Origin of the sequence: Ensifer sp. ENS02, assembly GCF_014851885.1 — a bacterium.
Classification (GTDB): Bacteria; Pseudomonadota; Alphaproteobacteria; order Rhizobiales; family Rhizobiaceae; genus Ensifer; species Ensifer adhaerens.
Window position 1 is genome coordinate 110,400 of sequence record NZ_JACVAO010000014.1, and the last position, 22,806, is coordinate 133,205.

Sequence of the window (22,806 nt, forward strand, 5' to 3'; positions counted from 1 at the left end):
GATCTCGAAACAGCGTTGAATTCCGTCATTTGGGGGGACGCCATGGCGACCTTGCACACCCGCTCCGCCGCGCGTCTGATGATTGCGCCTTCGGTGCTTCTGCTTCTGGCCTGGATGATCGTTCCGCTGGCCATGACGATCTACTTCTCGTTCCTGCGCTACAATCTTCTGATGCCGGGGATGGAGGAGTTCGCGGGCTTTTCCAACTACAGCTACTTCCTGACCGATCCCGCTTTCTTCCAGGCGCTCTTCAACACGCTGGCGATCGTGCTCGGCGTGTTGTTCATCACTGTCATCGGCGGCATCGCGCTGGCGCTTCTGCTGGACCAGCCGATGTTCGGGCAGGGGATCGTGCGCATTCTGGTCATCGCGCCGTTCCTGATCATGCCGACGGTCGCGGCACTCGTCTGGAAGAACATGTTCATGAACCCGGTCAATGGGCTCTTTGCCTGGATCGCCAAGCTCTTCGGGCTGCAGCCTTTCGACTTTCTCGCCAACGCACCCCTGATGTCGGTGATCCTGATCGTCGCCTGGCAGTGGCTGCCGTTCGCGACACTGATCCTACTGACCGCGCTGCAATCGCTCGACGAGGAGCAGAAGGAAGCAGCGCAGATGGATGGCGCCGGCGCCTTGAGCCGCTTCATCTACTTGGTGCTGCCGCATCTTTCCCGCGCGATCACCGTCGTCATCCTCATTCAGACGATCTTCCTGCTCTCGGTCTTTGCCGAAATTCTGGTCACCACCAATGGCGGCCCGGGCACGCAGAGCACCAACCTGACCTTCCTCGTCTATGCGCAGGCCCTGCTGCAGTTCGACGTGGGCGGTGCTTCGGCCGGCGGCATCATCGCGGTCATCCTCGCCAACATCGTCGCATTCTTCCTAATGCGCATGATCGGCAAGACGCTGGAGGCTTGAGAACCATGGCACGCAACGTCTCCACCCAAAGAAAGATCGTTGTGACCGTCGTCGCCTGGACGATCGGCATCCTCATCTTCTTCCCGATCCTCTGGACGTTCCTGACGAGCTTCAAGACCGAGGCCGAGGCGATCGCATCGCCGCCGTCGCTGTTCTTCTTCGACTGGACGACGGAGAACTATCACGAGGTGCAAAGCCGCTCGAACTACTTCCTGCACTTCATGAACTCGGTCGTCGTCTCCTTCGGCTCGACGCTGATCGGCCTGATCATCGCCATCCCGTCCGCCTGGGCGATGGCGTTCTCGCCGACCAAGCGCACCAAGGACGTGCTCATGTGGATGCTCTCCACCAAGATGATGCCGTCGGTCGGTGTGCTGGTGCCGATGTATCTGTTGTTCCGCAACACCGGCCTGCTCGACACCCGCACCGGCCTCGTGATCGTACTGACGCTGATCAACCTGCCGATCATCATCTGGATGCTTTACACCTACTTCAAGGAGATCCCCGGCGAGATCCTGGAGGCCGCGCGCATGGACGGTGCATCGCTCTCCAAGGAGATCATCTATGTGCTGACGCCGATGGCGATCCCGGGCATCGCCTCGACGCTGCTCTTGAACATCATCCTCGCCTGGAACGAGGCGTTCTGGACGCTGAACCTCAGTGCCGCCAAGGCAGCACCGCTGACGGCGTTCATCGCCTCCTATTCGAGCCCTGAAGGCCTGTTCTACGCCAAGCTCTCGGCCGCCTCGACAATGGCGATCGCCCCCATCCTCATACTCGGCTGGTTCTCGCAGAAGCAGCTCGTACGCGGCCTCACCTTCGGCGCGGTCAAATAAGGGATACGACAATGGGAAGCATTACACTCAGCAAGGTTTCGAAGGTCTTCGGCGCCCATGCCGTCATCCCCTCGATCGACCTCGACATCAACAATGGCGAGTTCGTCGTCTTCGTCGGACCGTCCGGTTGCGGGAAGTCGACGCTGCTCCGGCTGATTGCCGGCCTCGAAGACGTCAGTGACGGCGACATCGTCATCGACGGCAAGAACGCCACCGAACTGCCACCGGCACAGCGCGGCCTGTCGATGGTGTTCCAGTCCTATGCGCTCTATCCGCATATGAGCGTGCGTTCCAACATCGCCTTTCCCCTGAAAATGGCGGGCGAGGACAAGGCCGTCATCGACAAGAAGGTGTCGGATGCAGCCCGCGTGCTGAACCTCACCGACTATCTCGACCGCAAGCCGCGTCAGCTTTCGGGCGGCCAGCGCCAGCGCGTCGCGATCGGCCGAGCGATCGTGCGCCAGCCGAAGGCGTTCCTGTTCGACGAGCCGCTGTCGAACCTCGACGCGGCGCTTCGCGTCAACATGCGGCTTGAAATCAGCCAACTTCACCAGGACCTGAAGACGACGATGATCTACGTCACCCACGACCAAGTGGAGGCGATGACCATGGCCGACAAGATCGTGGTGCTCAATCGTGGTCGCATCGAGCAGGTCGGCTCGCCGCTCGACCTCTACCACAAGCCGGACAACCTGTTCGTCGCCGGCTTCATCGGCTCGCCGCGCATGAACATCGTCAGCGGTGCGGCGGCTTCCGCCTATCAGGCGCACACGATGGGCATTCGGCCTGAACATCTGGCGCTTTCGAAGGAGAGCGGAGCCTGGCAGGGCACGGTCGGTGTTGCCGAGCATCTCGGCTCCGACACCTTCCTGCACGTCAATGTCGACAATGTCGGCACGGTGACGGCGCGGGTCAGCGGCGATTTCGCCGTGACCCATGGTGACCGGGTCTTCCTGACGCCCGATCCGCAGCGCGTCCACAGGTTCGACGAAAAGGGGCTGGCGGTTCGATGAAGAGGCTCGACGGGAAGAGCGCGCTGATCACCGGATCTGCGCGAGGGATCGGTCGTGCCTTCGCGGAGGCCTATATCCGCGAGGGCGCCACGGTCGCGATCGCCGACATCAACATCGAGCGGGCGCGTGAGACAGCGTCCGAGATCGGCGCCGGCGCCTATGCGGTGGAGATGGACGTGACCCAACAGGCGTCGATCGACGAGGCGATCGCCGCCGTCGTCCGGCAAGCGGGTGGGCTCGACATTCTCGTCAACAATGCCGCGCTCTTCGACCTTGCGCCGATCGTCGAGATCAGCCGTCAGAGCTACGACCGGCTGTTTGCGATCAACGTATCGGGCACGCTGTTCACGATGCAGGCCGCAGCCAGGCAGATGATCGATCAGGGCAGGGGCGGCAAGATCATCAACATGGCAAGCCAGGCAGGCAGGCGCGGCGAGGCGCTGGTCGCCGTCTATTGCGCCACCAAGGCGGCGGTCATCAGTCTCACCCAGTCGGCCGGCCTCGGCCTCATCAAGCACGGCATCAACGTCAACGCGATCGCGCCCGGCGTGGTCGATGGCGAACACTGGGACGGCGTCGATGCGCTGTTTGCCAAATACGAGAACCGCCCGCGCGGCGAAAAGAAGAAGCTCGTTGGCGCCGAGGTGCCCTTCGGCCGGATGGGAACGGCAGAGGACCTGACGGGCATGGCGATCTTCCTCGCGTCAGCCGAGAGCGACTACGTCGTCTCGCAGACCTACAACGTCGATGGCGGCAATTGGATGAGCTGAACCGGCGCCAGTCGGTGAAGCCTCGAAAGGATACGGGATCATGACGACCAAACTCTCAATTGCCGCCCTCGACACGATCAAGGCCAAAGCCGGCGTGCCTGCCTACGATCGGTCGCAACTGACGGCGGGCATCGTGCATTTCGGCGTCGGCAACTTCCACCGGGCGCACCAGGCCGTCTATCTCGACGATCTCTTCAACGCCGGCCACGACAGGGACTGGGCGATCATCGGTGCCGGCGTCCTTCCCTCCGACGCAACGATGCGGGCCAAGCTCGCGGCGCAGGATTTCCTGACGACCGTCGTCGAGCAGGACAACAACCGCACAGGCGCCCATGTCACAGGCGCAATGATCGACTATCTGGAACCGGGCGACGTCGCCGGGATCGTTGCCAGGCTCGCCGATCCCTCGATCCGCATCGTCTCGCTGACCATCACTGAAGGCGGCTATTTCATCGATCCGGCCTCGGGTGTGTTCAACTCGACCCACCCCGATATCGTTGCCGATGCGCAGAACCCGGCGGCTCCGAAGACGGTGTTCGGGCTGATCGTTGCCGGGCTGAAGGCGCGCCGCGGCAAAAACGTGCCGCCGTTCACCGTGATGTCCTGCGACAACATCCCGGGCAACGGCGAGGTTACCCATGCGGCGGTTTCGGGGCTGGCCCGTCTCCATGATCCCGCCTTTGCCGACTGGATCGACGCCAATGTCGCCTTCCCGAACGGCATGGTCGACCGGATCACGCCGGCAACCGGTGCGCGCGAGATCGGCATCGTCGCCGACGACTACGGCATCGAGGATGCCTGGCCGGTGTTCTGCGAGGAATTCAAGCAGTGGGTGCTCGAAGATCACTTCCCACTCGGTCGCCCGGCCCTGGAGAAGGTCGGCGTCCAGTTCGTGCCTGACGTGGCGCCCTATGAGCACATGAAGATCCGCATTCTCAATGGCGGCCATGCGGCGATCGCCTATCCCGCCGCCTTGCTCGACATTCATTTTGTCCACGAGGCGATGGAGGAGCCGCTGATCCGCGCCTTCCTTGCCAAGCTGGAGCATGACGAGATCATCCCGGTCATTCCGCCGGTGCCGAACACCGATCTCGGCGACTATTACAAGCTGATCGAGACGCGCTTTTCCAATCCGAAGATCGGCGACACCATCCCGCGGCTGGCCCAGGACGGCTCCAACCGGCAGCCGAAGTTCATCCTGCCTTCGACGGCCGATCGGCTGGCGCGCGGCGAGGATGTCGTCGGGCTGTCGCTCGTTTCAGCGCTCTGGTGCCGATACTTTGCCGGCACGTCGGACAGCGGCAAGACGATCGCCTTCAACGACCAGAGCGCCGACCGGCTGAACAAGGCAGCGCTTGCCGCCAAGGACGATCCCATGGCCTTCCTGGCGCTCGGCGACATCTTCGGCGACGTGGTTCGCTCCGATCTCTTCCGACGTCGTTTCGCCGATGCATTGAAAACCCTCTGGGAAAAGGGTACGCGCGCTACGCTCCAGCTTTATCTGGACGGCAAGCTTGAGGGATAAAATGCGATGGCGGATGCGGCGTCCGGGCTGGTGATCTTCGACTGCGACGGGGTACTCGTCGACAGCGAGCCGATCTCGCTGGAGGTGCTGGTGGACGTGCTCTCGGCCGCCGGCGTCTCGATGACCACCGAGGAGGCGACCGAACGCTTTCTCGGACGCAGCCTCAAAAGCATGTCGGCGATCCTGCACGACGAATACGGGCTTGCCACCGACGATGCGTTTCTCGAAGGCATGCGCCTCCGGCTTTACGACCGTTTCCGCACCGAACTCCAGCCGATCGCCGGCATCCGGGGCGCCGTTGAAGGCCTGAAGGGCGCCTGTTGCGTCGCCTCTTCCAGCCAGCCCGAGCGCATCCGCCTGTCGCTGACCGTAACGGGGCTCATCGACCTCTTCGAGCCCAACATCTTCTCCGCCACCATGGTGAAACACGGCAAGCCGGCACCGGATCTCTTTCTCCACGCGAGCCGCCAGATGGGCTTCGATCCCCACGACTGCGTCGTCGTCGAGGACAGTCCGGCCGGCATCGAAGCGGCGAAGGCGGCGGGCATGCGGGTCTTTGCCTTTGCCGGCGGCAGCCACGCGCGCACCGACAGGCACCGGCAGAGTCTTGCCGCTCTCAGTCCCGACGCGCTGTTTGACGACATGGGCGAATTGCTACAGTTTGTCGGCCGATAGCAGCAGGGACGAAACGGGAGCGGGACGAGGAACATGTGTGCGGTTTTCCGCCCGCACGTCCGCTCTCCTTCATGACAATCGATCGCGGTTGTGATTGGGTCGGGCAGATCCTAAATCATCGTGATCTTGGGGGCGGGGACTTTCTTTGATGCGTGAATTCGTCGTTGCGGTCGATGTCGGTACCGGCAGTGCGCGCGCCGGTATTTTTGACGGCAAGGGCAGGTTGCTTGCGCGTGCCGACCTGCCGATCGCCATGAACCGGCCGGAAGAAAACCACGCCGAGCACGATTCCGAAGATATCTGGCGTGCCATCTGCGGCGCCGTCAAAGCGGCGAAGGAAAAGGCCGGGATCGCTGCGGAGGATATTGGAGCGATCGGCTTCGATGCCACCTGCTCGCTGGTGGTGCGCGACCGCGAGGGCAAGCCGCTTTCGGTCAATCGCAAGGGTGAGGCGCGCTGGGACACGATCGTCTGGCTCGATCACCGGGCGCTCGCCGAGGCGGATTTTTGCACGGCGACTGGCCATCCGGTGCTCGACTTCTCCGGCCGCGTGATGTCGCCGGAAATGGAAATGCCGAAGCTCATGTGGCTGAAGCGCAATCTGCCGCAGCAATGGCAGAAGGCCGGCTTCTTCTTCGATCTTGCCGACTATCTTTCCTGGCGGGCGACCGGCAGTGCTGCGCGTTCGCGCTGCACGCTGACGGCCAAGTGGAATTACCTGGCGCATGAGAAGCGCGGCTGGCAGCCGGACTATCTCGCAAAGATTGGGCTCGAGGATCTCATTGAGCGCGGCGGGCTGCCGGAAGAGACCCTGCCGATCGGAAGCTCTGTCGGCCGTCTGAACGCTGCGGCCGCCGCCGAGCTTGGCCTCGACGAGGCCTGCCAGGTAGCCCCCGGCATGATCGATGCCTATGCCGGCGCGCTCGGCGTCGTCGGCGGCTTCATCGGCAAGCCGGAGAAGCTCGAAAAACAGCTGGCCCTGATTGCCGGCACGTCGAGCTGCATCGTCGCCTTTTCCAAGGACATGAAGCCGGGTTTCGGCATGTGGGGCCCCTATTACGAGGCGGTGCTGCCCGGCGCCTGGTTGATCGAGGGCGGGCAATCGGCGACCGGCGCGCTGCTCGACCATATCGTGCGGCTCCATGGCGGCGGTCTCGAACCGACCGCTGAAACCCATGGCCGGATCATCGCCCGGGTGCAGGAACTGCGCGCCGAGCAGGGCGCGGCCTTTGCCGATCGCCTGCATGTCTTGCCGGATTTCCACGGCAACCGCTCGCCGCTCGCCGATCCGCATGGCCTCGGCGTCATCAGCGGCCTGCCGCTTGATTCCTCCTTCGACGCGCTCTGCCGGCTCTACTGGCGCACCTGCGTCGCGATCGCGCTCGGCATCCGCCATATCCTGGAGATGATGCGCGAGGTCGGCTACCAACTCGACACACTGCACGTCACCGGTGGCCATGTGCGCAACGCGCTGCTCATGGAACTCTATTGTGACGTTACCGGCTGCCGGGTTGTGGCGCCGGAAGCGCCGGATGCCGTCCTGCTCGGAACGGCAATGGCGGCAGCGGTTGCCGGCGGCATGCACGCGGATCTCGCCGCGGCCGGCGCCGAAATGGCGTCAGGTGGGCACGAGCGCCTGCCGAACACGGCGGTTCGCGACGCCTATGATCGCGACTATCGCCGCTTCCTGGCGCTCTATCGCCATCGTGACGAGCTCGACAAGATGGCGTGACGGCTCCGCCGAAAAGGTTGTTGCGGGGTCATGGAACCTTTTTCCGTGTCGCGCATTCTGTTGTTGACCGGACGGTGGCGCGCATAGCCCCCAATGCGGCGCCGGAGGCAGACCGCCGGCCTACAACTCACACTCCCCGAGTGAGTTGCACATACCAGCCAGTGCCTTCCCTCGGCACTGGCTGTTGTGTTTTCAGGGGGCTTCCTTTGCGAGAAACCTGGCCAAGTGTGGTGGTACGCGCAGATTGGCAGAAGCCGCCGGTGAATGCGCAGGTCCAGTGACGAAATTGCTGATGTCAGCTCAGAGAGTTCTCGTCGGGACGTTCCGGCAATCTTGCCAAACAACTCCCGAAACGACCTGCAGCGGCCTACGCGCCGTAAGACGCGGGCCGCTGCAAGATCTGGATCGGCGCATGCCCCCTCGACCGCTTACAGTCGAGGGAAACATGCAGTCGCGCTCAGGCCGCCGCCTTGGTGGATTCGTTGAAGAACAAAGCCTGGCTGATCAGCGCCTTGACCATGTCCGGGTTGAACGGCTTGGTGACCAGAAAGGTCGGTTCCGGCCGTTCGCCGGTCAGGAGCCGCTCCGGGAAGGCGGTGATGAAGATCACCGGAATGGCGCTCGTCTTCAGGATGTCGTTGACCGCGTCGATGCCGGAGCTGCCATCGGCAAGCTGGATATCGGCAAGCACCATGCTCGGCCGTGTCTTCTTGTAGAGCGCGATCGCTTCGTCGCGCGTGCGGGCGATCCCGGTGACGCGATGGCCAAGGCTCTCGACCATCTGCTCGATATCGATGGCGATCAGCGGTTCGTCCTCGATGATCATGATATCGGTCGCGACCTGGCGCGAGATTTCCTGCGAGGCGCGATCGAGCAGGCCGGCGACCTTGTCGATGCTGACATCGAGAACTTCGGCCGCTTCCTCCGGCCGGAAGCCTTCGACCGAGACCAGAAGGAATGCCTGGCGGGCAAGCGGCGAGACGGTTGCGAGATTGATCGACGCGCGCTGCTCCCAGGCAAACGGAGAAACTGGTTCAGGCACGAGCACGGACGAGGAGCCGAAGAGCGAGGTGAACAGGCGGAACAGGCCAACGCGATCATTGCTTGCTTCGGGGAAAATCGACGTGTCGGCGATCAGCGCTTCGAGAACGGCGGCAACATAGGCGTCGCCTGATGTCTGCGAGCCGGTTAGCGCACGTGAGTAGCGGCGCAGATACGGCAGGAGCGGTGCGATCCGCGTGGACAAAGTCATAGAGGAACTCCCTCGAAAATCGTTTTACGGTGACGTTGCGAGAACGCTCCGCGTAAAAAAAGGTTCCGCGAGGGAACATTTCAATTTTCAACAGCGTTATGGCGGCTATGGACAGTTTTGGCGATTTCGACACTTGAAGGCGACAGTTTGAAAATGAAACATAAAACAGGGGCAGGGCGGACCACCGGCACGACCTTATGGACAGAAGATCCAAATGCGCAAATTGCAGCGAAGCTGAAGGCGCTCTATCAGTCCGTGCAGGAAGAGGCGATACCCGCGCGTTTTCTCGATCTTCTGGAAAAACTCGACGCGGCCGAGCAGCAATCGGCGCTGCAGGGCAGGGAGTAAGTACCGGAATGTCATCCGAAAAGAATGATTTCAAGCGTGAGATGCTGGCCGCGTTGCCGAGTCTGCGTGCCTTCGCCATGTCGCTGATCGGACGTCACGACCGTGCCGACGACCTGGTTCAGGACACGATCATGAAGGCCTGGGCGAAGCAGGACCACTTCGAGATGGGCACCAACATGAAGGCCTGGCTCTTCACCATCCTGCGCAACGAACTCTACAGCCAGATGCGCAAGCGCGGACGCGAAGTTCAGGACAGCGACGGACATTTCACCGAGTCTCTCGCCCATCATCCTGAACAATACGGCTCGCTGGACCTGCAGGATTTCCGCAAGGCGCTGGAGATGTTGCCGCCCGACCAGCGTGAAGCGATCATCCTCGTGGGCGCTTCCGGCTTTTCCTACGAGGAAGCGGCCACGATCTGCGGCTGCGCGCTCGGAACGATCAAGAGCCGTGTCAACCGCGCGCGCCAGCGCTTGCAGGACATTCTTCAGGTGAAGGGCGAAAACGACTACGGCCCCGACGAGACGTCGGCCCCGATCACGTCGCGCGCCTTTGTTTCCTGAGGAAAGTTTCGAGCCGGACACCGTTGCAAAAGCGGCGGTGTCCTGCTTTCACTGACGCCTGTGCCCGAGGGGGCACGCGGGTGGTGGAGGCAGAGCGCAAATCATGACGATTTTGGGTCGATATGCCCAGAACCGAGCGAGATGCGGGTGCAGCCTGCAAGGGCTCCCCAAGCCGCTCAGATTGGGAATTGAGACCGAATGCGCATGAGGACTGAAAGGACAGACCCGCCCGTCATGACGCTGCTCGACGCGCCTGAACGTCTGCGCGTCTTGCACGCGACCGTGCCCGACATGGCGGTGCCGGATCGGGACTTCGACGGCATCGTTGAAATTGCGGCCGGCCTCTTCGACGCGCCGATTGCGCTGGTGACCTTGATCGACCGCGAATGGCAATGGTTCAAGGCGGCCGTCGGAACCACGGAGAGCCGGGCGTCGTCGGAGGAGTCCTTCTGCGTGCAGGTGGCGGCCGAAGCCGACGCCAGTCTCGTCGTGCTCGACGCATCGACTGATCCGCGGTTCATGCGACGTTCGCGGGTCGTAGGGCCGCCGTTCCTGCGGTTTTATGCCGGCGCGCCGATCATGCTCGACGGGCAGGCCGTCGGCACGGTCTGCGTTCTCGACGACAAGCCGCGCGCCGACGTGCCGCAGGCGCTGATGGACCAGCTGAGCCGGCTCGCCGGGCTGGCCGCTTCCCTCTTCAAGATCAAGGACGAAGCGCGCCGGCGCGCGCTCAAAGAGGCGGCGCTGTCACGCGAGGAGCAGCGCCACGCAATGGCGCTCGAAGCAGCGAACATCGGCAGTTGGTTGTGGGATATCCGCTCCGGGGTCATTGCCGGAAATAGCGCGATGAAACGCATGTTCGGACTGCCGGCCGACAGCTTCGTCGGCGCCCGCGAGATCTTCGGAGCGATCCATATCGACGATCGCGGCGCGACTTTTTCCAAGCTACGCCAGGCGATGAAGGCCGACGACGAGTACGACGGCATGTTCCGCGTCGGCGACACCGGCCGCTGGCTGCTCGGGCGCGGCCGCGTGCATGATCGCGACAGCAAGGGCAATCCGTTGACGTTCATCGGCGTCACGATCGATGTCACCGACCAGCAGGCGTCGGTACAGCGCACGCGGCTGTTGCTGAAGGAGCTCAACCACCGGGTCAAGAACACGCTCGCGATGCTGCAGTCGCTCGCCCGTCAGACCTTGCGCCAGACCAGCGATCCGGCGGAATTCATGACCGCCTTTGCCGGGAGATTGCAGGCGATCTCCGAAGCGCACGGCCTGCTTTCCGATCACGAATGGGGCACCATCCGGCTCGCCGACCTCATCGCCAAGCAGCTGCTGCCGCATGTCAACTGCTATGCCGAGCAGATCGAGATCCACAAGGACGAGATATCGCTCGGGCCTGACCAGGCGGTCGGCCTCGGTCTGGTTCTGCACGAGCTTGCCACCAACGCCGTCAAATACGGGTCGCTGTCGGTGCCGAAGGGGAAGGTGGTTCTGACGGCGCGCAACATGATCGAGGATGGCGACAACGTTCTGCATCTCACCTGGACCGAAGTCGGCGGGCCGCCGGTGCGCGAGCCGAAGCGGCGCGGCTTCGGCTCGATCCTGATCGAGCGCAGCCTCGACAAGGTCTTGGGCAGCTCGGTCAAGGTGGAATATCTGCCGGCCGGCGTCACGGCGCTCATTCGCCTGCCGCTTTAAGGCGTTGATCGCAGTCGCGGCGGACGAGTCCGTAACTGGTTTGGGACGCTTGTTTAAGCGTCAGTCGTCGCGTCGGCGCTCGCGCCGTTTGCCAGTTCCCACGAGTGCCCCGATCGCCAGAGCGGTGGCGACCGCAAGCAGCGGCTGTTTGCGCAGGATGCCCGCCGCGGCAAGCAGTGTCAGGTTGGTTTGCATCTGTCTGCGGCGGCGACGCTCCTCGGCCAGGCGGCGGTCGCGTCCTTGCAGCATCGCAATGATGCCGAACAGCACCAGCGCGGTCACGAAAAACGCGATCGCGATCGCGGCGGAGGCTGTGACCGGACTGTAAAGTGCGCTGAGATACAGGAACGCGGCTGCGAGGCCGAAGACATAGGCCGTGGCAAGCAGCAATCCTATAATGCCCCATAAGATCGCATTGCGTTTCACGCGCGCAGTGGCCGCGCCGATATCGGCGCTCATGAGCGCGGTCAGGGCTGCCGTCAATGGTCCCATGAATTGCCCCCGATCATCTTCCCCTCGATCTCAGCGGATGGGCGCAACCCATCCGCCTCACCGGCTTGCATCTTCTTCAGCGACGAAGAAGCGCGGCTATGGCCAGACCGATCAGGGCGGCGGCGCCGAGGGTTGCGACGGGATGTTCGCGCACGGCGTGCCGAACCTGCTTTTCCGTGCCGGCGTAGCGATCACGAAGCTCGGCCAGCAGATCTTCACCGCTTGCCAACAGTTCGCTGAGGCCCGCTTCAGCCTGTTCGCGGGCATCCTGTGCCTTGCTGCGCGCCTGCTGCGAAGCCGTCGATCCGCGATCGGCCAAGAGGGCGACAAGCGTCGCCACATCATTGCGCAATTCGCCCAGTTGTTCCTCGATGGAGATGTCGGCGAGCTTGCCGTTGCTTTCTGTCGAACGCGAGCTCGAACCGGAGAAGAGGCCTGACGCCATGACGAATACTCCCTTTCACACATGCGCCGGCCGCGAACGGTCGGCGCTTCCTGATCAAACCGGCGGGCACAACTGCAGGCCTACGCCGGCGCTTCGGGAGAACAACGCGCAAGTGCGGAAATTGTTTCGATAAATCTTGGTGTTGGCTCTCGGAAGAATCCGGACGTGCGCTTGCGTCAGAGCGATGCGGTTTGCGGCAGCACGAAGGGCACCGGCGCTGGCGGAGCCACGCCCACCCGCATGCGGCAGCCGAAGACCGCTTCCATCGTCTCGTCCGTCAGTACCTCGGCCGGAGCGCCGCTGGCGCGGACCTTGCCGGCCTTCATCATCACCATATGGTCGGCGAACATGGCGGTGAGATTGAGGTCGTGCATGACGGCGACCACACCGCCGCCGCGTTCGCAGAAGTTGCGCGCGAGCTGCATGATGCCCAGCTGGTGGCGGATATCGAGGCTGGAGACGGGCTCGTCGAGCAGAAGGTAACGCGGTTGGCCATCGGTAACGGGCTCTGAGATCTGGCAAAGCACGCGGGCAAGCTGCACGCGCTGCTGCTCGCCGCCGGACAGTTCCTGATAGAAACGCCCGGCAAAGCCGCCGAGATCGACCGCTTCGAGCGCTTCTGCCGCGATCCGGTCGTGCAGGGCGGCGTCGGCGTTTGCGCCGGCGGCAAGCCCGAGCCGAACCACTTCTCGCACCGTGAACGGGAAGGAGATGACGGTCGATTGCGGCAGCACGCCGCGCATCGACGCGAGTTCCCAGGGCTTCAGGCCGCGCAGGTCGCGGCCGTTGATGCGGATCGTCCCGCCTGCTGGTGCAAGCTCTCCGGAAATGGCCTTCAGCGTCGTGGTCTTGCCGCAGCCGTTCGGGCCGACGATCGCCGTCAGCGCGCCGGGTCGGGCCTCGAGCGAAACGCCGTGGATGACCGGTCGCCCGCCGAGGCGGACGGAGAGATTGGAAACGTTGATCATGGCTTCGCTCACAATCCCATGTTCGAACGGCCGCGCAGCAGGATCCAGAGGAAGAACGGTGCGCCGATAAAAGCGGTGACGATGCCGATCGGCAGTTCCGCCGGGGAAACGATGGTGCGGGCGATCATGTCGGCAAGGATCAACAGCGTGCCGCCGAGCAGAGCCGAGGCCGGCAGCAGGTAGCGGTGATCGGGACCGATGACGAGGCGCAGCAGATGCGGCACGACGATGCCGACGAAGCCGATGCCGCCGCTGACGGCAACCGACGCGCCGGTCGCCGCAGCAACGCTGACGATCGCGACGTTCTTCAGCCGCTGGACGGGAATGCCCATGTGGAAGGCTGCCGCCTCGCCGAGCGTGATCGCATTGAGGCCGCGGGCGAGAAAAGGGGTGACGGCGAGCGAAAGCAGAATGATCGGCGCCGACGCCAGGATCTTCGTCCAGTTGGCGCCGGCAAGTGAGCCGAGGCCCCAGAAGGTGAGGTCGCGCAATTGCTTGTCGTCGGCCATGAAGACGAGCACGCCCGTGACGGCGCCGGTCAGTGCGCCAAGCGCGATGCCGGCCAGAAGCAGGGTGGCGATCGAGGTCTGTCCGCCGCGCGTGGCAATGCGGTAGAGCAAAAGCGTCGTGACGAGGCCGCCGAAGAAGGCAGCGACCGGCAGCGCGTAGAAACCGAACAGGGCAAACAGCGGCCCGAAGGTGGCGGTTCCAAGCACGATCAGCAGCACGGCGCCGAGACTCGCGCCCGAGGAAACGCCGACGAGGCCGGGATCGGCCAAGGGATTGCGGAAGAGCCCCTGCATGACCACGCCGGAAACCGCAAGCGACGCGCCAACGAGCATGCCGAGCACGGCGCGAGGGAGCCGGATATCGAGAATGATGATGCGATCGCGGATGCTCAGGGTCTGGTCGGCCTCGCCGATCAGCCAGCGCCAGACATTGGCGAGCGACGCGTCGGCCGCGCCGGTCATGATCGAGCCGACGAAGGTGGCGATGGCGATTACCACGAGGGCGACGACGAGAAGCCGGGCCAGCCGCGAGCGGTTGCCCGCACGCCATTCGTTGCGGATGTCGGCGGCCAATCCGGTCAGGCGCATGCCGCGGTCCAATGCCTCACTGCGAGGCATTGGCCTTCTTCCCGTAGATGGCGGCATTCAGTTCGCGAACGGCGCTTGCCGTGCGCGGGCCGAAGCCGAGCAGGTGCAGGCCGTCCATGCGCACCAGCGCCTTGCTCTGGGCAGCAGGGGTCAGGCTCAATGCCGGCATGGCGAAGAGCTCTTCCGCCTTGGCGGCGTGTTCGCCACCGCGATCCATCATCAGGATGACGTCGGGCTTGGCTTCGACGATCGCTTCGTCGGTGAGTGCCTTGTAACCGGGGAAGGTGCCGACGGCGTTCACCGCGCCGGCGAGTTCGATGATGCCGTTGGCGGCGGTACCCTGACCGGAGGCCATGACCTTGCCGCTCTGGGTGCTCAGGATGAACAGCACGCGCTTGCGCTCACTGTCGGCGCGCGCGGCACCCTCCGCCACGGCTGCATCGAGATCGGCTTCGACGCTCTTGGCGAGCGTTTCGGCCTTGTCCTCGACGCCGAGAAAAGCGCCAACGGCGCGGATCTTGGTGGGAATGCCGGCCTTGTCGAAGGTTTCGGGCACGCTGGTGAAGGCGATGTTGGCCTCCTTCAGCACCGCCAGTGCCTCCGGCGGGCCGCTGCCTTCGACTGCGACGATGGCGCTCGGATTGACCGCAATGATGCCTTCGGGCGCGAGCTGGCGCATATAACCGACATCCGGAAGCGTCTTTGCTGCTTCCGGATAGGTGCTGGTGGAATCACGCCCAACGAGACGGCCTTCTTCGCCGAGCGCATAGATGATCTCGGTGACGGCGCCGCCGACCGAAACGACGCGCGAGACGTCGGCCTTCTGCGTGTCCTCGGCCATGGCCGTCCGGATGAAGGCGGGGGCATCGGGTGCCACTGCCGGCAGCAGGAAGGTCGCCGAAAGGGCGAAGGCGCCGAGCGCCAGCCCCGAGCGGCGAAGGCGACGGAAGTCGAGACCGTTGATCATCTTGCGTATCCTATTTTCTCGCTCAGGCGGCAACCGTCGTATCGAGGCGCGGCAGGCCTTCGGCGATCGAGCGCCATTCGGGACGTTCCGCCAGGCCCTCTTTGCGCTTGCCGAAGAACTGGATGATCATTTCGCCCTTGGCGTCGAGCGCCTCGATCGAGGTGACATGGCCGTCGGCTGTCGGCTTGCGCACGGCCCAGAGCTCGGCAATGTGGTCGGTGCGCAGATGCAGGTGGAAGGTCGGATCCATGATGTTGAGCCAGGGGCCCATCGTGGCGATCTTGGCGATCGGGCCGGAATGGATCTGAATCATGCCGCGGTTGCCGACGAAGCACATGATCGGCAGTTCGACTTCGGCGCTTGCCTGCATCATCGCTTCGACGCTCTGCGGGTCGAGCTGCCAGGCGAAATCGTCGCCGATGTTGCTCAGCGCCTGGCGGCGGCCGATCTTCAGCTTGCGCAACATGCCGTGGAACTGATGGGTGTCCGTCATCTTCGTCCAGCGCTCACGCAGCTCGACGACGTCCACGACGGTTTCCGGCTTGTCGTCGGTCGGCTGAACGCTGGTGTCGGCTACAAACTCTTGCGTCTGATCGTCGAGGCGGAAATCCGCGACGAGCTTTTCGTAGGCTGCGTCGTTCGATGCGGCGCGCAGATGTACCTTGTGCACGGCGTTGCCCCACTTGTCGAAGAACTGCAGGCTCTTGCGGACTTCGCCCTTGTCGTCCGTCTTCGTCACGGCGAAGGCGTGTGCCCAGGCGCTCGGGAAAACACGAAGGTCGATCTGTTCGCCAAGTACGATGCTCGCCATCTCGCCGGTGGTGATCTTCTCGTAGACGCCGATCTTTTCGTGGACGGCGCTTTCGTTGCGGGTCAGCGCCATGACTTCACCGAGCTCTTCGACCCGCGACAGGAAGCGGTTGGCGTCGGCATCGATGCGCACGGCGGTCAGCCCACATTCGGCAGCGACCAGCGCGGCTTCGGAAACGCCGAGCTGGGCTGCGATATCACGCTCGCGCAACTTCGGGTTTTCGGCGCGGTAGGCGCGGATTTCAACGGGAGTGGGGCGAAGGCTCTCGGTCATTTTCATCTGCCTATTTGTTCAGGATCAGCTTGCCTTGGCGGGTGATCTTCATGCGGTAGATCGCGCCGTCGTGGGAAATGAGAATCTCGTTTTCGGTGCCGAAGAGCTCGCGACTTTCGATGATCCGTTGCGCCCGTCCGGTCAGCACCGGAGGCTCCGAGGGGCGTGCGAGATTGTTGTCGTTGGTCACTGTGTTTCGGCCGTTTCGAGTGGGCAGGCCGCGCTGATTTCCCCGCATTTCCCGCCGTGCAATTCGATTACTATCTTGACTTCATTACTCATATTTATTTATGGACGCAATACCGGACTTATAAACTCAAGTTAGTTGCTGCCGGGTTGTGGACAAGGGCGTGCGGCCGGCGTTCGGTGGTGTGCTCGATCCTTTGGAGTGGTGTCGTCATGAAGTTTCCCAGCCTTCCGATTGTTTCCGTTGCTCTTGCGGCTCTCGTTGCCGCAACCGCTGCCAAGGCGCAGGAGACCGCAGCGGCCGGGGGGCTGACCATCGAGCTCAACGAGGTGGCGCCGTCCCAGAAGGGCTGCAAGCTCACCTTCGTTGCCGGCAACGAATTCGCGCAGTCGTTGAGCAAGGTTTCCTTCGAGTTCGTCATTTTCGACCAGAAGGGGCTGGTCGAACGCATGGCCGTGCTCGATTTCCGCGACCTTCCCGCCGGCAAGACCAAGGTTCGCCAGTTCGATCTGCCCGGCACCAACTGCGATGCGGTGAAGAGCCTGCTGATCAACGACGCGCCGGCCTGTGTCGGCGACGGGGTTCAGCCGGGCGCCTGCATGAGCGGGATCAAGACCGGCTCTAAGTCGGCGATCGAACTCAAGGGGTGAGCGGGACTGGGGCTTAGCGCGTCCGGCTATCCGAGCATGAGGTTTGCGTCGCCCTGGTGCGACGAAGGTAAGGCTGAAATGAAGCGTATCGTCATCTGGAGCGGGGCCGCCGTCTTATCGCTTGCAACACACGGCGTCGTGCTCGCGACGCTGTTTGGTAGCAACCCGCCCGAGACGCAACTGGATCTGATCCAGGGTGGCGAAAGCGTCGAAGTGGCGCTTCTCGGCGATGCATTCGAGGAAACGCTTCAGTCGGGTGAAGTGTCCGAAATCGTCGAGCCCACGGAAGATCTGCCCGAGGAGGTTCAGCCCGCCGAGATCCAGCCGGTCGAGGATGTTGCCCCCACGCAGGAGATCGCTGCAGAGCAACCCCACGACCTGACGGCGACGGAGGCAGACGTGATCCTGCCGGCGGAGGAAATGCCTACCCTGCAAGTCGCCGAGGCTGTGGTGACGGCGAGCGTCGCGCCGGTCGAGACTGTCGTGCCGGAAGAAAAGCCCGAGGAGCCGAAGAAGGAAAAGGTCGAAAAGCCGGAGCCGAAGAAGGAGCCGGTGAAAAAGAAGAAGGTCACCCGCAAGAAGGCGGGCGATCAGGGCGAGCAGGCGCAAAATCAGGTCAAGGGCAAGCAGGACGGCCAGGAGAATGGCAGTTCGTCCGCTGCGAATGGCAACAGCCGCGCGTCCGAGGTCGGCAACGCCAACATGGAGAATTATGGCGGCAAGATCCGCAAGCGGATCACACGCCGGTTCAAGGTTCCGTCGGCTGCAAGACGCGACGGCGTATCCGGCACGGCGACCGTTCGTTTCACCTTGACGTCGAATGGAAACCTGACGCGTGTCAGCCTCGCGGGCAGTTCCGGCTCGCCGGCGATCGACGAGGCCGCCATCGATGCGGTTCGCCGCGCTGCGCCATTCCCGGCGTTTCCGGCCGGAGCGCCAAGCTCCGAATCCTTCATCGTGCCGATGGTTGCGACCGTCCGCTGACCTTTTCCCCTTGCCGTGGGATTCGCGCAGAAGCTGCAAGAAAAAATATGATTAGAAAACTCATGTTTATACTTTACTCTGTTTATCAAGTTTAATAGGTTGCCCTCGTCACGCAGCCGAAGGGTGTGTGTCGAGAGGATATCCCGATGCGACCGGCTGCCTGACGAAGGCCCTTGTTGCGCGACCAGACGGAGAAGATTGCATGCGCGGCAAGCGTCACCAGAATGCGGCGAAGAACGGCAAGGGTCGCTCGGGTTCGGAACCGGTCGAGGCCCGCCAGGAGGCCGGCAAGGCGACGCTCGAAGGGCGCAGCTTCCTTTATGTCGGTGGCCGTGATTGCCAGGTGGCGCACTTGCGCGAAATCGCCAGCTCCTTCGGCGCCGAGTTGCTGCACCACGACGGTGGCCTGCGTGAGGCCGTTTCGCGTATCGACCGCGTGCTGCCGTCTGTCGACTGCGTCTTCTGCCCGATCGACTGCATCAGCCATGACGCATGTCTTCGCGTGAAGACCGGCTGCAAGAAGTGGGGCAAGGCCTTCGTGCCGCTGCGCAACGGCTCGAAGTCGAGCCTGGAACGCGCGCTCCAGGACCTGACCACCAGCCGCAACGAGCGGTAATCCTCTGAAAGACAAGACGAGAATTTGCAATGAACGAAGAACGTCCCGATCTCGCCATGATGATCGGCTTGCACAAGCTGGCGGCCCAGCAGGGCGACGGCCTGGTGCCCGAGCTCTACGAGATCCTGACGCGACGGGCGCGGATGGTGGAAGAGAATACCAACGTCGCCGAGTTCCCCACCTGGCAGGCGCGCCCGCCGGTGCGCGACCCGTTCGGGCTTGCGGAGCCGAAGGAAGGAACTATCCTCGCCTTTCCACGGGCCACAAGCGATGCCGCCCGCAAGAAGGAAAGTGCCTAGCAATTCCAGGAAAAGTGCGAAGCGGTTTTCCGTCCGGAAATGCGTAAGCTAGGAAGCAATTCCAGGAAAAGTGCGAAGCGGTTTTCCGTGCGGGGTTGCGTCCATTCAAAGAGTTGGACCGTTTTGCCGTATCGGTGAAAGGACCTAGGAGACCAAGATGTTTGTTGCCATGAACCGTTTTCGTATCGCCATCGGCCACGAAGAGGCTTTCGAAGCGGTGTGGAAGGGGCGCGATTCCAGCCTGTCGGAGATGCCCGGCTTCGTTTCCTTCCACCTGCTGCGCGGCGACAGCGTGCCGGAGGAGGGCTACACGCTCTTCGTCTCGAACTCGGTCTGGAAGGACAAGGATTCGTTTTCAGCCTGGACCAAGTCGGAGAATTTTCGCGCGGCCCACAAGAACGCCGGCGAGAACAGGGCGATGTATCTCGGTCCGCCGAAGTTCGAGGGTTTTTCGGCCGTTGAAGGCGCCTGATCCGCGCGCCGGCGCGGACATATGATCCTGATTTTGCGTGTTATTCGCCTCCCGGATGGACCTCTCCGGGAGGCGAATTGTTTTGGGGTCAGGCCGTCTTCTTCAGCAGGAAGGCGCCGAGCGAAACGGCGAGCCACCCCGCCATAATCGTCGTGCCGCCGAGCGGAGCGGACATCGGGAAGAGGCCGTGGCCTGTAACATGGCGCATGGCGAGATCGGCCGAAAACAGCGCCGTGCCAACCGCGATCAGGAGCGCGGCAACGGCCGCCGTTCGAAAGTGCGGCCAGGCGGCGTAGAGCGCCACCAATGCCGGGGCGTGGGCGAGGCACATCGCCGAAATGCCGGCAAGCAGCCTCGGGTCATCGCCATGCGAAGCGGCGGCCGCGCTGACGACGCCGGTCAGGCCCATCAAACCGGCAACAAATAGCGTCGTGGCGCGAAATCCGCTGTGCGACATGGTCATTCCTTGTTCTGCATGTGAAGGGCGAGGCGGGTGATCGGGTCGAGAATGATCTGCCGGAGCTTGGGATGGTCGATCGTTTCCTCAAGCGCGCGGGTAAAGCAAATCAGCCACTCGTCCCGTTCCTCGGGCCCGATCTCGGCGACGAAATGGCGACGGCGCAGCATCGGATGGCCGCGCTTTTCGACATAGATGGGCGGCCCGCCGAGCCAGCCGGTCAGGTACTCGTAAAACTTCTCTTCGCTTCCGGAAAGATCGGGCGGATGCACGGCACGGCAGCGCGCCGCTTCCGGCAACGTGTCCATCAGCTCATAGAAACGGCGCGTCAGGGCGCGGACCGTCGGGTCGCCGCCGATGGCTTCGTAGAGGGTCGTGGTTTCCGGTTCCGCCATGCTCTGCGTCCTTCGTTCGTTCGGTCCTAGCGCGCAGCGACCGGGCGGACAACGATTTTCAGAACGCGAATTTGCGGCGTTTCATCGCGGTCAAACAACACTTCTCTTGACAAACCGTCCAGACGGTATCTTTATGGGTGCATGACCGAAGCTCATCGTCGCAAGAAACAGCCGGAACAGGTGCGCCAGCAATTGCTGGAGGTTGCCGCACGCCTTTCGCACGAGCAGGGCGTGGCTGGCATCACGCTCGATGCCGTGTCGCAGGCAGCCGGGGTCAGCAAGGGCGGGCTGCTGCACCATTTCCCGAACAAGCTCGCGCTGCTCGACGGGCTGTTCGACGACCTGGTGACACGGTTCGATCGCGAGATCGAGGCGGCGATGGCGCGCGATCCGGTGGCGAAGGGGCGCTTCACCCGCGCCTATATCGATGTCTGCTTCGCGCTCGATCCGGCAACAGACGTGCCGGGCTGGCGCATGCTGACCATCGCGCTGATTGCCGAGCCGCATCTGAAGAGCCGTTGGCGCGACTGGGTCGGCCGGCGATCGGCGGAGTTTGCGGAGACGGACGGTTCGACCGGCTGCGTGCTTGCGCGTTTCGCCTGCGACGGCGTCTGGCTCGCGGATCTGATGCAGAGCCACGACCTCGATGCCGAGGCGCGGGTCGGTCTGGTTGAAAATCTCAAGGCGCTTTCGGCGCAATAGATCACTTCATCGTTTTATCGAAACACTGGAGTGATCTAAGTCTTTGAAATCACGCAGTTCCGGACGGAAAACCGCTTTGCACTTTTCCTGGAACTGCTCTGGTCCGGAATGGAGTCCCCCGATGAACCCCGCCATGCTCTATACCGTCCTGGTTGCAGCCATCGTCTTCGAAGTGCTCGGCACCTCGGCGATGCAGGCCGCGCAGCATTTCACCCGGCTGGGGCCGACGGTGATGATGGTGGTCTGCTATGCGATCGCCTTCTTCTTCCTGTCCTACACGCTGCGCTTCATCCCCGTCGGCATCGCCTATGCGGTGTGGAGTGGGCTCGGCATCGTGCTCATTTCGCTCGTCGGTTACTTCGCCTTCGGGCAGAAGCTCGATCTGGCGGCGATCCTCGGACTGGGGCTGATCATAGCAGGCGTGGTGGTCCTCAATCTCTTTTCCAAGTCGACCTTCCACTGAAGCGGTCGGCAGCGCCTGTCCTCAAGCGCCCTGCGGTGGCGCGGTCGATTCCCTGAGGATCAGTTCCACCGGCCAGAGTTCGTGAACCTCTTCGGTCGGCCGGCCTGAGAGAAGCTGCAGCACGAGGTCGGCCGAGCGCGCGCCCGCCGCCCGCATCGAAGAGCGTGTCGCCGAGAGCGACGGAACCATGTTGTCGGCCGTGAGGTAAGGGAAAACGTCGTCATGGGCGATGACCGAGACCTCGCGGCCGATCTCCAGGCCCATGGACCGTGCTGCCCGGTAGATGCCGAGCGCTGTCATCATCGAGCCGGCAACGAAGGCGGTCGGGCGGGGCGTCTGCTCCAGGAACGAGCGCGCGAAGCGGAAGCCGAGTTCGTCGGTAAAGTTGCCATGGGCGACGAAGCGCGGATCGAAGGCGATGCCGCGCGCCTGCAGCGCGTCGCGGTACCCCTTGTCGCGGTGAAGCGAGAAAGTGCGGCCCTGCCGGCCGTTGATCATGGCGATGCGGCGATGGCCGAGATCGATGAGATGCGAGGTCGCGCGGCGGATCGCGCCTTCGTTGTCGATGTCGAGCCAGGCGTGCGGCACGTCGATATCGGAGCGCCCGTGCACGAGGAAGGGCATGCCGAGCTTGTGGAGGAGGGCGATGCGCTCGTCGTTCGGTTCGGGCGAGTGCACGATCACGGCGTCGACGCGGCCGCTGACGGCGAGCCGGCTATAGAGCTGGATTTCGCCCGTGGGGTTCTTGTCGTCCATTGGGCTGACGAGAATGTCGATATCCTCGGTGCCGAGCCGTTCGGCCAGGCCACCCATGAACTCGGAAAAATGGAACTCGCCGGAGCGGCCCATGACCACGCCGATCGCGCCGGCCCGACCGGTGGCGAGCCGCACCGCATTGATGTTCGGACGATAGCCAAGGCGGGTTGCCTCTTCGGCCACGCGCTTGCGCGTCTTTTCGCTGACTTCGGGATAACCGCTCAGCGCCCGGCTGACCGTCGTCGGCGAAAGCCCCAGTTGTTGTGCGAACTCCCTCAGCTTCATTCGAAATGCGTTTCCTCAAGCCTAGCCCGGTCCCAGAAATATACACCTTCGCTGCCCGTAACAATCGGTTTGTCGGGGACGCCAGGTTCTACAGGTCGGGTATGGATTTTACCAAACCGTTTTAAATTAATACGGTTCCCCTTTGATTTTATGGGGT

At 63.2% G+C, this 22,806-nt stretch carries 28 protein-coding genes; 17 read left to right on the forward strand and 11 right to left on the reverse strand.

Features of this window, described 5'->3' with window-relative positions:
- Window positions 1-42: 42 nt before the first annotated feature.
- The 7 genes from IB262_RS26695 (at window position 43) to IB262_RS26725 (ending at window position 7,466) form a co-directional block, all read left to right on the forward strand.
- The gene (locus tag IB262_RS26695; protein WP_060518902.1) at window positions 43-915 is read left to right on the forward strand and encodes a sugar ABC transporter permease; all 873 of its coding nucleotides are present in this window, start codon (window positions 43-45) and stop codon (window positions 913-915) included.
- Window positions 916-920: 5 nt separating this feature from the next.
- A complete protein-coding gene (locus IB262_RS26700) occupies window positions 921-1,751 on the forward strand; it encodes a carbohydrate ABC transporter permease (RefSeq protein ID WP_034794097.1) in 831 nt (276 codons plus the stop codon).
- An 11-nt stretch (window positions 1,752-1,762) separates the two neighbouring features.
- A complete protein-coding gene (locus IB262_RS26705) occupies window positions 1,763-2,764 on the forward strand; it encodes an ABC transporter ATP-binding protein (protein WP_112975175.1) in 1,002 nt (333 codons plus the stop codon).
- A complete protein-coding gene (locus IB262_RS26710) occupies window positions 2,761-3,534 on the forward strand; it encodes an L-iditol 2-dehydrogenase (RefSeq protein ID WP_034794082.1) in 774 nt (257 codons plus the stop codon). The genes IB262_RS26705 and IB262_RS26710 overlap by 4 nt, the downstream gene beginning before the upstream one ends.
- Window positions 3,535-3,574: 40 nt before the next feature.
- Window positions 3,575-5,059 carry a mannitol dehydrogenase family protein gene (locus tag IB262_RS26715; RefSeq protein ID WP_112975174.1) on the forward strand — a complete coding sequence of 495 codons (1,485 nt, stop codon included), beginning with the start codon at window positions 3,575-3,577 and terminating at the stop codon, window positions 5,057-5,059.
- Between the two features lie 6 nt (window positions 5,060-5,065).
- Complete coding sequence (locus tag IB262_RS26720) at window positions 5,066-5,734, forward strand: HAD family hydrolase (protein ID WP_112975173.1); 669 nt, start codon at window positions 5,066-5,068, stop codon at window positions 5,732-5,734.
- Between the two features lie 148 nt (window positions 5,735-5,882).
- Window positions 5,883-7,466, forward strand: coding sequence for an FGGY-family carbohydrate kinase (locus tag IB262_RS26725; RefSeq protein ID WP_112975172.1), 1,584 nt, complete (start codon window positions 5,883-5,885; stop codon window positions 7,464-7,466).
- A gap of 457 nt (window positions 7,467-7,923) precedes the next feature.
- On the opposite strand, the gene IB262_RS26730 is transcribed toward IB262_RS26725, so the two are convergent.
- A complete protein-coding gene (locus IB262_RS26730) occupies window positions 7,924-8,718 on the reverse strand; it encodes a response regulator (RefSeq protein ID WP_112975170.1) in 795 nt (264 codons plus the stop codon).
- Between the two features lie 153 nt (window positions 8,719-8,871).
- Between IB262_RS26730 and IB262_RS26735 the strand changes: the two genes are divergently transcribed.
- From IB262_RS26735 to IB262_RS26745, 3 genes are all read left to right on the forward strand, one after another.
- Entirely contained in the window at window positions 8,872-9,066 is a 195-nt protein-coding gene (locus IB262_RS26735) for a NepR family anti-sigma factor (RefSeq protein WP_034794063.1), read from the forward strand.
- Between the two features lie 8 nt (window positions 9,067-9,074).
- Window positions 9,075-9,629: an RNA polymerase sigma factor gene (locus IB262_RS26740; protein WP_034794051.1), complete on the forward strand. Its 555-nt coding sequence runs from the start codon at window positions 9,075-9,077 to the stop codon at window positions 9,627-9,629.
- Between the two features lie 198 nt (window positions 9,630-9,827).
- Entirely contained in the window at window positions 9,828-11,330 is a 1,503-nt protein-coding gene (locus IB262_RS26745; protein WP_112975169.1) for an HWE histidine kinase domain-containing protein, read from the forward strand.
- Window positions 11,331-11,390: 60 nt separating this feature from the next.
- Here IB262_RS26745 and IB262_RS26750 read toward each other — a convergent pair whose 3' ends face one another.
- The 7 genes from IB262_RS26750 to hemP form a co-directional block, all read right to left on the reverse strand.
- Window positions 11,391-11,822 (reverse strand): hypothetical protein, encoded by a 432-nt coding sequence (locus IB262_RS26750; protein WP_060582423.1) that lies wholly within the window; start codon window positions 11,820-11,822, stop codon window positions 11,391-11,393.
- A 76-nt stretch (window positions 11,823-11,898) separates the two neighbouring features.
- Window positions 11,899-12,267: a DUF883 family protein gene (locus tag IB262_RS26755; protein ID WP_192493994.1), complete on the reverse strand. Its 369-nt coding sequence runs from the start codon at window positions 12,265-12,267 to the stop codon at window positions 11,899-11,901.
- 176 nt (window positions 12,268-12,443) lie between these two features.
- Entirely contained in the window at window positions 12,444-13,235 is a 792-nt protein-coding gene (locus IB262_RS26760) for a heme ABC transporter ATP-binding protein (RefSeq protein ID WP_034794256.1), read from the reverse strand.
- 8 nt (window positions 13,236-13,243) lie between these two features.
- Entirely contained in the window at window positions 13,244-14,362 is a 1,119-nt protein-coding gene (locus IB262_RS26765; RefSeq protein ID WP_112975168.1) for an iron ABC transporter permease, read from the reverse strand.
- A complete protein-coding gene (locus tag IB262_RS26770; protein ID WP_112975167.1) occupies window positions 14,349-15,299 on the reverse strand; it encodes a hemin ABC transporter substrate-binding protein in 951 nt (316 codons plus the stop codon). The genes IB262_RS26765 and IB262_RS26770 overlap by 14 nt, the downstream gene beginning before the upstream one ends.
- Window positions 15,300-15,321: 22 nt before the next feature.
- A complete protein-coding gene (locus IB262_RS26775; protein WP_060518976.1) occupies window positions 15,322-16,383 on the reverse strand; it encodes a hemin-degrading factor in 1,062 nt (353 codons plus the stop codon).
- 10 nt (window positions 16,384-16,393) lie between these two features.
- The gene (gene hemP / locus IB262_RS26780) at window positions 16,394-16,621 is read right to left on the reverse strand and encodes a hemin uptake protein HemP (protein WP_082566325.1); all 228 of its coding nucleotides are present in this window, start codon (window positions 16,619-16,621) and stop codon (window positions 16,394-16,396) included.
- A gap of 161 nt (window positions 16,622-16,782) precedes the next feature.
- On the opposite strand from hemP, the gene IB262_RS26785 reads away from it, so the two are divergent.
- From IB262_RS26785 to IB262_RS26805, 5 genes are all read left to right on the forward strand, one after another.
- On the forward strand, window positions 16,783-17,220 hold the full coding sequence (locus tag IB262_RS26785; RefSeq protein WP_192493995.1) for a hypothetical protein: 438 nt from the start codon (window positions 16,783-16,785) through the stop codon (window positions 17,218-17,220).
- Window positions 17,221-17,298: 78 nt separating this feature from the next.
- On the forward strand, window positions 17,299-18,204 hold the full coding sequence (locus IB262_RS26790) for an energy transducer TonB (RefSeq protein ID WP_060605125.1): 906 nt from the start codon (window positions 17,299-17,301) through the stop codon (window positions 18,202-18,204).
- 202 nt (window positions 18,205-18,406) lie between these two features.
- Entirely contained in the window at window positions 18,407-18,820 is a 414-nt protein-coding gene (locus tag IB262_RS26795; protein WP_034794019.1) for a DUF2325 domain-containing protein, read from the forward strand.
- Between the two features lie 29 nt (window positions 18,821-18,849).
- Window positions 18,850-19,119: a hypothetical protein gene (locus IB262_RS26800; RefSeq protein ID WP_112975165.1), complete on the forward strand. Its 270-nt coding sequence runs from the start codon at window positions 18,850-18,852 to the stop codon at window positions 19,117-19,119.
- A 157-nt stretch (window positions 19,120-19,276) separates the two neighbouring features.
- Complete coding sequence (locus IB262_RS26805; protein WP_034794014.1) at window positions 19,277-19,591, forward strand: antibiotic biosynthesis monooxygenase; 315 nt, start codon at window positions 19,277-19,279, stop codon at window positions 19,589-19,591.
- Window positions 19,592-19,679: 88 nt separating this feature from the next.
- Here IB262_RS26805 and IB262_RS26810 read toward each other — a convergent pair whose 3' ends face one another.
- The gene (locus tag IB262_RS26810) at window positions 19,680-20,048 is read right to left on the reverse strand and encodes a DUF423 domain-containing protein (protein ID WP_060605290.1); all 369 of its coding nucleotides are present in this window, start codon (window positions 20,046-20,048) and stop codon (window positions 19,680-19,682) included.
- Between the two features lie 2 nt (window positions 20,049-20,050).
- On the reverse strand, window positions 20,051-20,443 hold the full coding sequence (locus IB262_RS26815) for a globin (RefSeq protein WP_060605122.1): 393 nt from the start codon (window positions 20,441-20,443) through the stop codon (window positions 20,051-20,053).
- Window positions 20,444-20,584: 141 nt separating this feature from the next.
- Between IB262_RS26815 and IB262_RS26820 the strand changes: the two genes are divergently transcribed.
- Window positions 20,585-21,145, forward strand: coding sequence for a TetR/AcrR family transcriptional regulator (locus tag IB262_RS26820; RefSeq protein WP_034794011.1), 561 nt, complete (start codon window positions 20,585-20,587; stop codon window positions 21,143-21,145).
- 121 nt (window positions 21,146-21,266) lie between these two features.
- Window positions 21,267-21,608 (forward strand): SMR family transporter, encoded by a 342-nt coding sequence (locus tag IB262_RS26825; protein WP_034794243.1) that lies wholly within the window; start codon window positions 21,267-21,269, stop codon window positions 21,606-21,608.
- A 21-nt stretch (window positions 21,609-21,629) separates the two neighbouring features.
- On the opposite strand, the gene IB262_RS26830 is transcribed toward IB262_RS26825, so the two are convergent.
- On the reverse strand, window positions 21,630-22,649 hold the full coding sequence (locus IB262_RS26830) for a substrate-binding domain-containing protein (RefSeq protein ID WP_112771965.1): 1,020 nt from the start codon (window positions 22,647-22,649) through the stop codon (window positions 21,630-21,632).
- Between the last annotated feature and the right edge of the window lie 157 nt (window positions 22,650-22,806).

What these genes read in the sequence shown, in the direction of transcription:
- IB262_RS26730 (WP_112975170.1), bottom strand. Translation starts at nt 8,718, where the DNA reads ATGACTTTGTCCACGCGGATCGCACCGCTCCTGCCGTATCTGCGCCGC.
- IB262_RS26775 (WP_060518976.1), bottom strand. Translation starts at nt 16,383, where the DNA reads ATGACCGAGAGCCTTCGCCCCACTCCCGTTGAAATCCGCGCCTACCGC.
- IB262_RS26790 (WP_060605125.1), top strand. Translation starts at nt 17,299, where the DNA reads ATGAAGCGTATCGTCATCTGGAGCGGGGCCGCCGTCTTATCGCTTGCA.
- IB262_RS26765 (WP_112975168.1), bottom strand. Translation starts at nt 14,362, where the DNA reads ATGCCTCGCAGTGAGGCATTGGACCGCGGCATGCGCCTGACCGGATTG.
- IB262_RS26725 (WP_112975172.1), top strand. Translation starts at nt 5,883, where the DNA reads ATGCGTGAATTCGTCGTTGCGGTCGATGTCGGTACCGGCAGTGCGCGC.
- IB262_RS26705 (WP_112975175.1), top strand. Translation starts at nt 1,763, where the DNA reads ATGGGAAGCATTACACTCAGCAAGGTTTCGAAGGTCTTCGGCGCCCAT.
- IB262_RS26720 (WP_112975173.1), top strand. Translation starts at nt 5,066, where the DNA reads ATGGCGGATGCGGCGTCCGGGCTGGTGATCTTCGACTGCGACGGGGTA.
- IB262_RS26795 (WP_034794019.1), top strand. Translation starts at nt 18,407, where the DNA reads ATGCGCGGCAAGCGTCACCAGAATGCGGCGAAGAACGGCAAGGGTCGC.
- IB262_RS26785 (WP_192493995.1), top strand. Translation starts at nt 16,783, where the DNA reads ATGAAGTTTCCCAGCCTTCCGATTGTTTCCGTTGCTCTTGCGGCTCTC.
- IB262_RS26815 (WP_060605122.1), bottom strand. Translation starts at nt 20,443, where the DNA reads ATGGCGGAACCGGAAACCACGACCCTCTACGAAGCCATCGGCGGCGAC.
- IB262_RS26695 (WP_060518902.1), top strand. Translation starts at nt 43, where the DNA reads ATGGCGACCTTGCACACCCGCTCCGCCGCGCGTCTGATGATTGCGCCT.
- IB262_RS26820 (WP_034794011.1), top strand. Translation starts at nt 20,585, where the DNA reads ATGACCGAAGCTCATCGTCGCAAGAAACAGCCGGAACAGGTGCGCCAG.
- IB262_RS26770 (WP_112975167.1), bottom strand. Translation starts at nt 15,299, where the DNA reads ATGATCAACGGTCTCGACTTCCGTCGCCTTCGCCGCTCGGGGCTGGCG.
- IB262_RS26755 (WP_192493994.1), bottom strand. Translation starts at nt 12,267, where the DNA reads ATGGCGTCAGGCCTCTTCTCCGGTTCGAGCTCGCGTTCGACAGAAAGC.
- IB262_RS26735 (WP_034794063.1), top strand. Translation starts at nt 8,872, where the DNA reads ATGAAACATAAAACAGGGGCAGGGCGGACCACCGGCACGACCTTATGG.
- IB262_RS26700 (WP_034794097.1), top strand. Translation starts at nt 921, where the DNA reads ATGGCACGCAACGTCTCCACCCAAAGAAAGATCGTTGTGACCGTCGTC.
- IB262_RS26710 (WP_034794082.1), top strand. Translation starts at nt 2,761, where the DNA reads ATGAAGAGGCTCGACGGGAAGAGCGCGCTGATCACCGGATCTGCGCGA.
- hemP (WP_082566325.1), bottom strand. Translation starts at nt 16,621, where the DNA reads ATGCGGGGAAATCAGCGCGGCCTGCCCACTCGAAACGGCCGAAACACA.
- IB262_RS26805 (WP_034794014.1), top strand. Translation starts at nt 19,277, where the DNA reads ATGTTTGTTGCCATGAACCGTTTTCGTATCGCCATCGGCCACGAAGAG.
- IB262_RS26830 (WP_112771965.1), bottom strand. Translation starts at nt 22,649, where the DNA reads ATGAAGCTGAGGGAGTTCGCACAACAACTGGGGCTTTCGCCGACGACG.
- IB262_RS26825 (WP_034794243.1), top strand. Translation starts at nt 21,267, where the DNA reads ATGAACCCCGCCATGCTCTATACCGTCCTGGTTGCAGCCATCGTCTTC.
- IB262_RS26760 (WP_034794256.1), bottom strand. Translation starts at nt 13,235, where the DNA reads ATGATCAACGTTTCCAATCTCTCCGTCCGCCTCGGCGGGCGACCGGTC.
- IB262_RS26810 (WP_060605290.1), bottom strand. Translation starts at nt 20,048, where the DNA reads ATGTCGCACAGCGGATTTCGCGCCACGACGCTATTTGTTGCCGGTTTG.
- IB262_RS26800 (WP_112975165.1), top strand. Translation starts at nt 18,850, where the DNA reads ATGAACGAAGAACGTCCCGATCTCGCCATGATGATCGGCTTGCACAAG.
- IB262_RS26715 (WP_112975174.1), top strand. Translation starts at nt 3,575, where the DNA reads ATGACGACCAAACTCTCAATTGCCGCCCTCGACACGATCAAGGCCAAA.
- IB262_RS26750 (WP_060582423.1), bottom strand. Translation starts at nt 11,822, where the DNA reads ATGGGACCATTGACGGCAGCCCTGACCGCGCTCATGAGCGCCGATATC.
- IB262_RS26745 (WP_112975169.1), top strand. Translation starts at nt 9,828, where the DNA reads ATGCGCATGAGGACTGAAAGGACAGACCCGCCCGTCATGACGCTGCTC.
- IB262_RS26740 (WP_034794051.1), top strand. Translation starts at nt 9,075, where the DNA reads ATGTCATCCGAAAAGAATGATTTCAAGCGTGAGATGCTGGCCGCGTTG.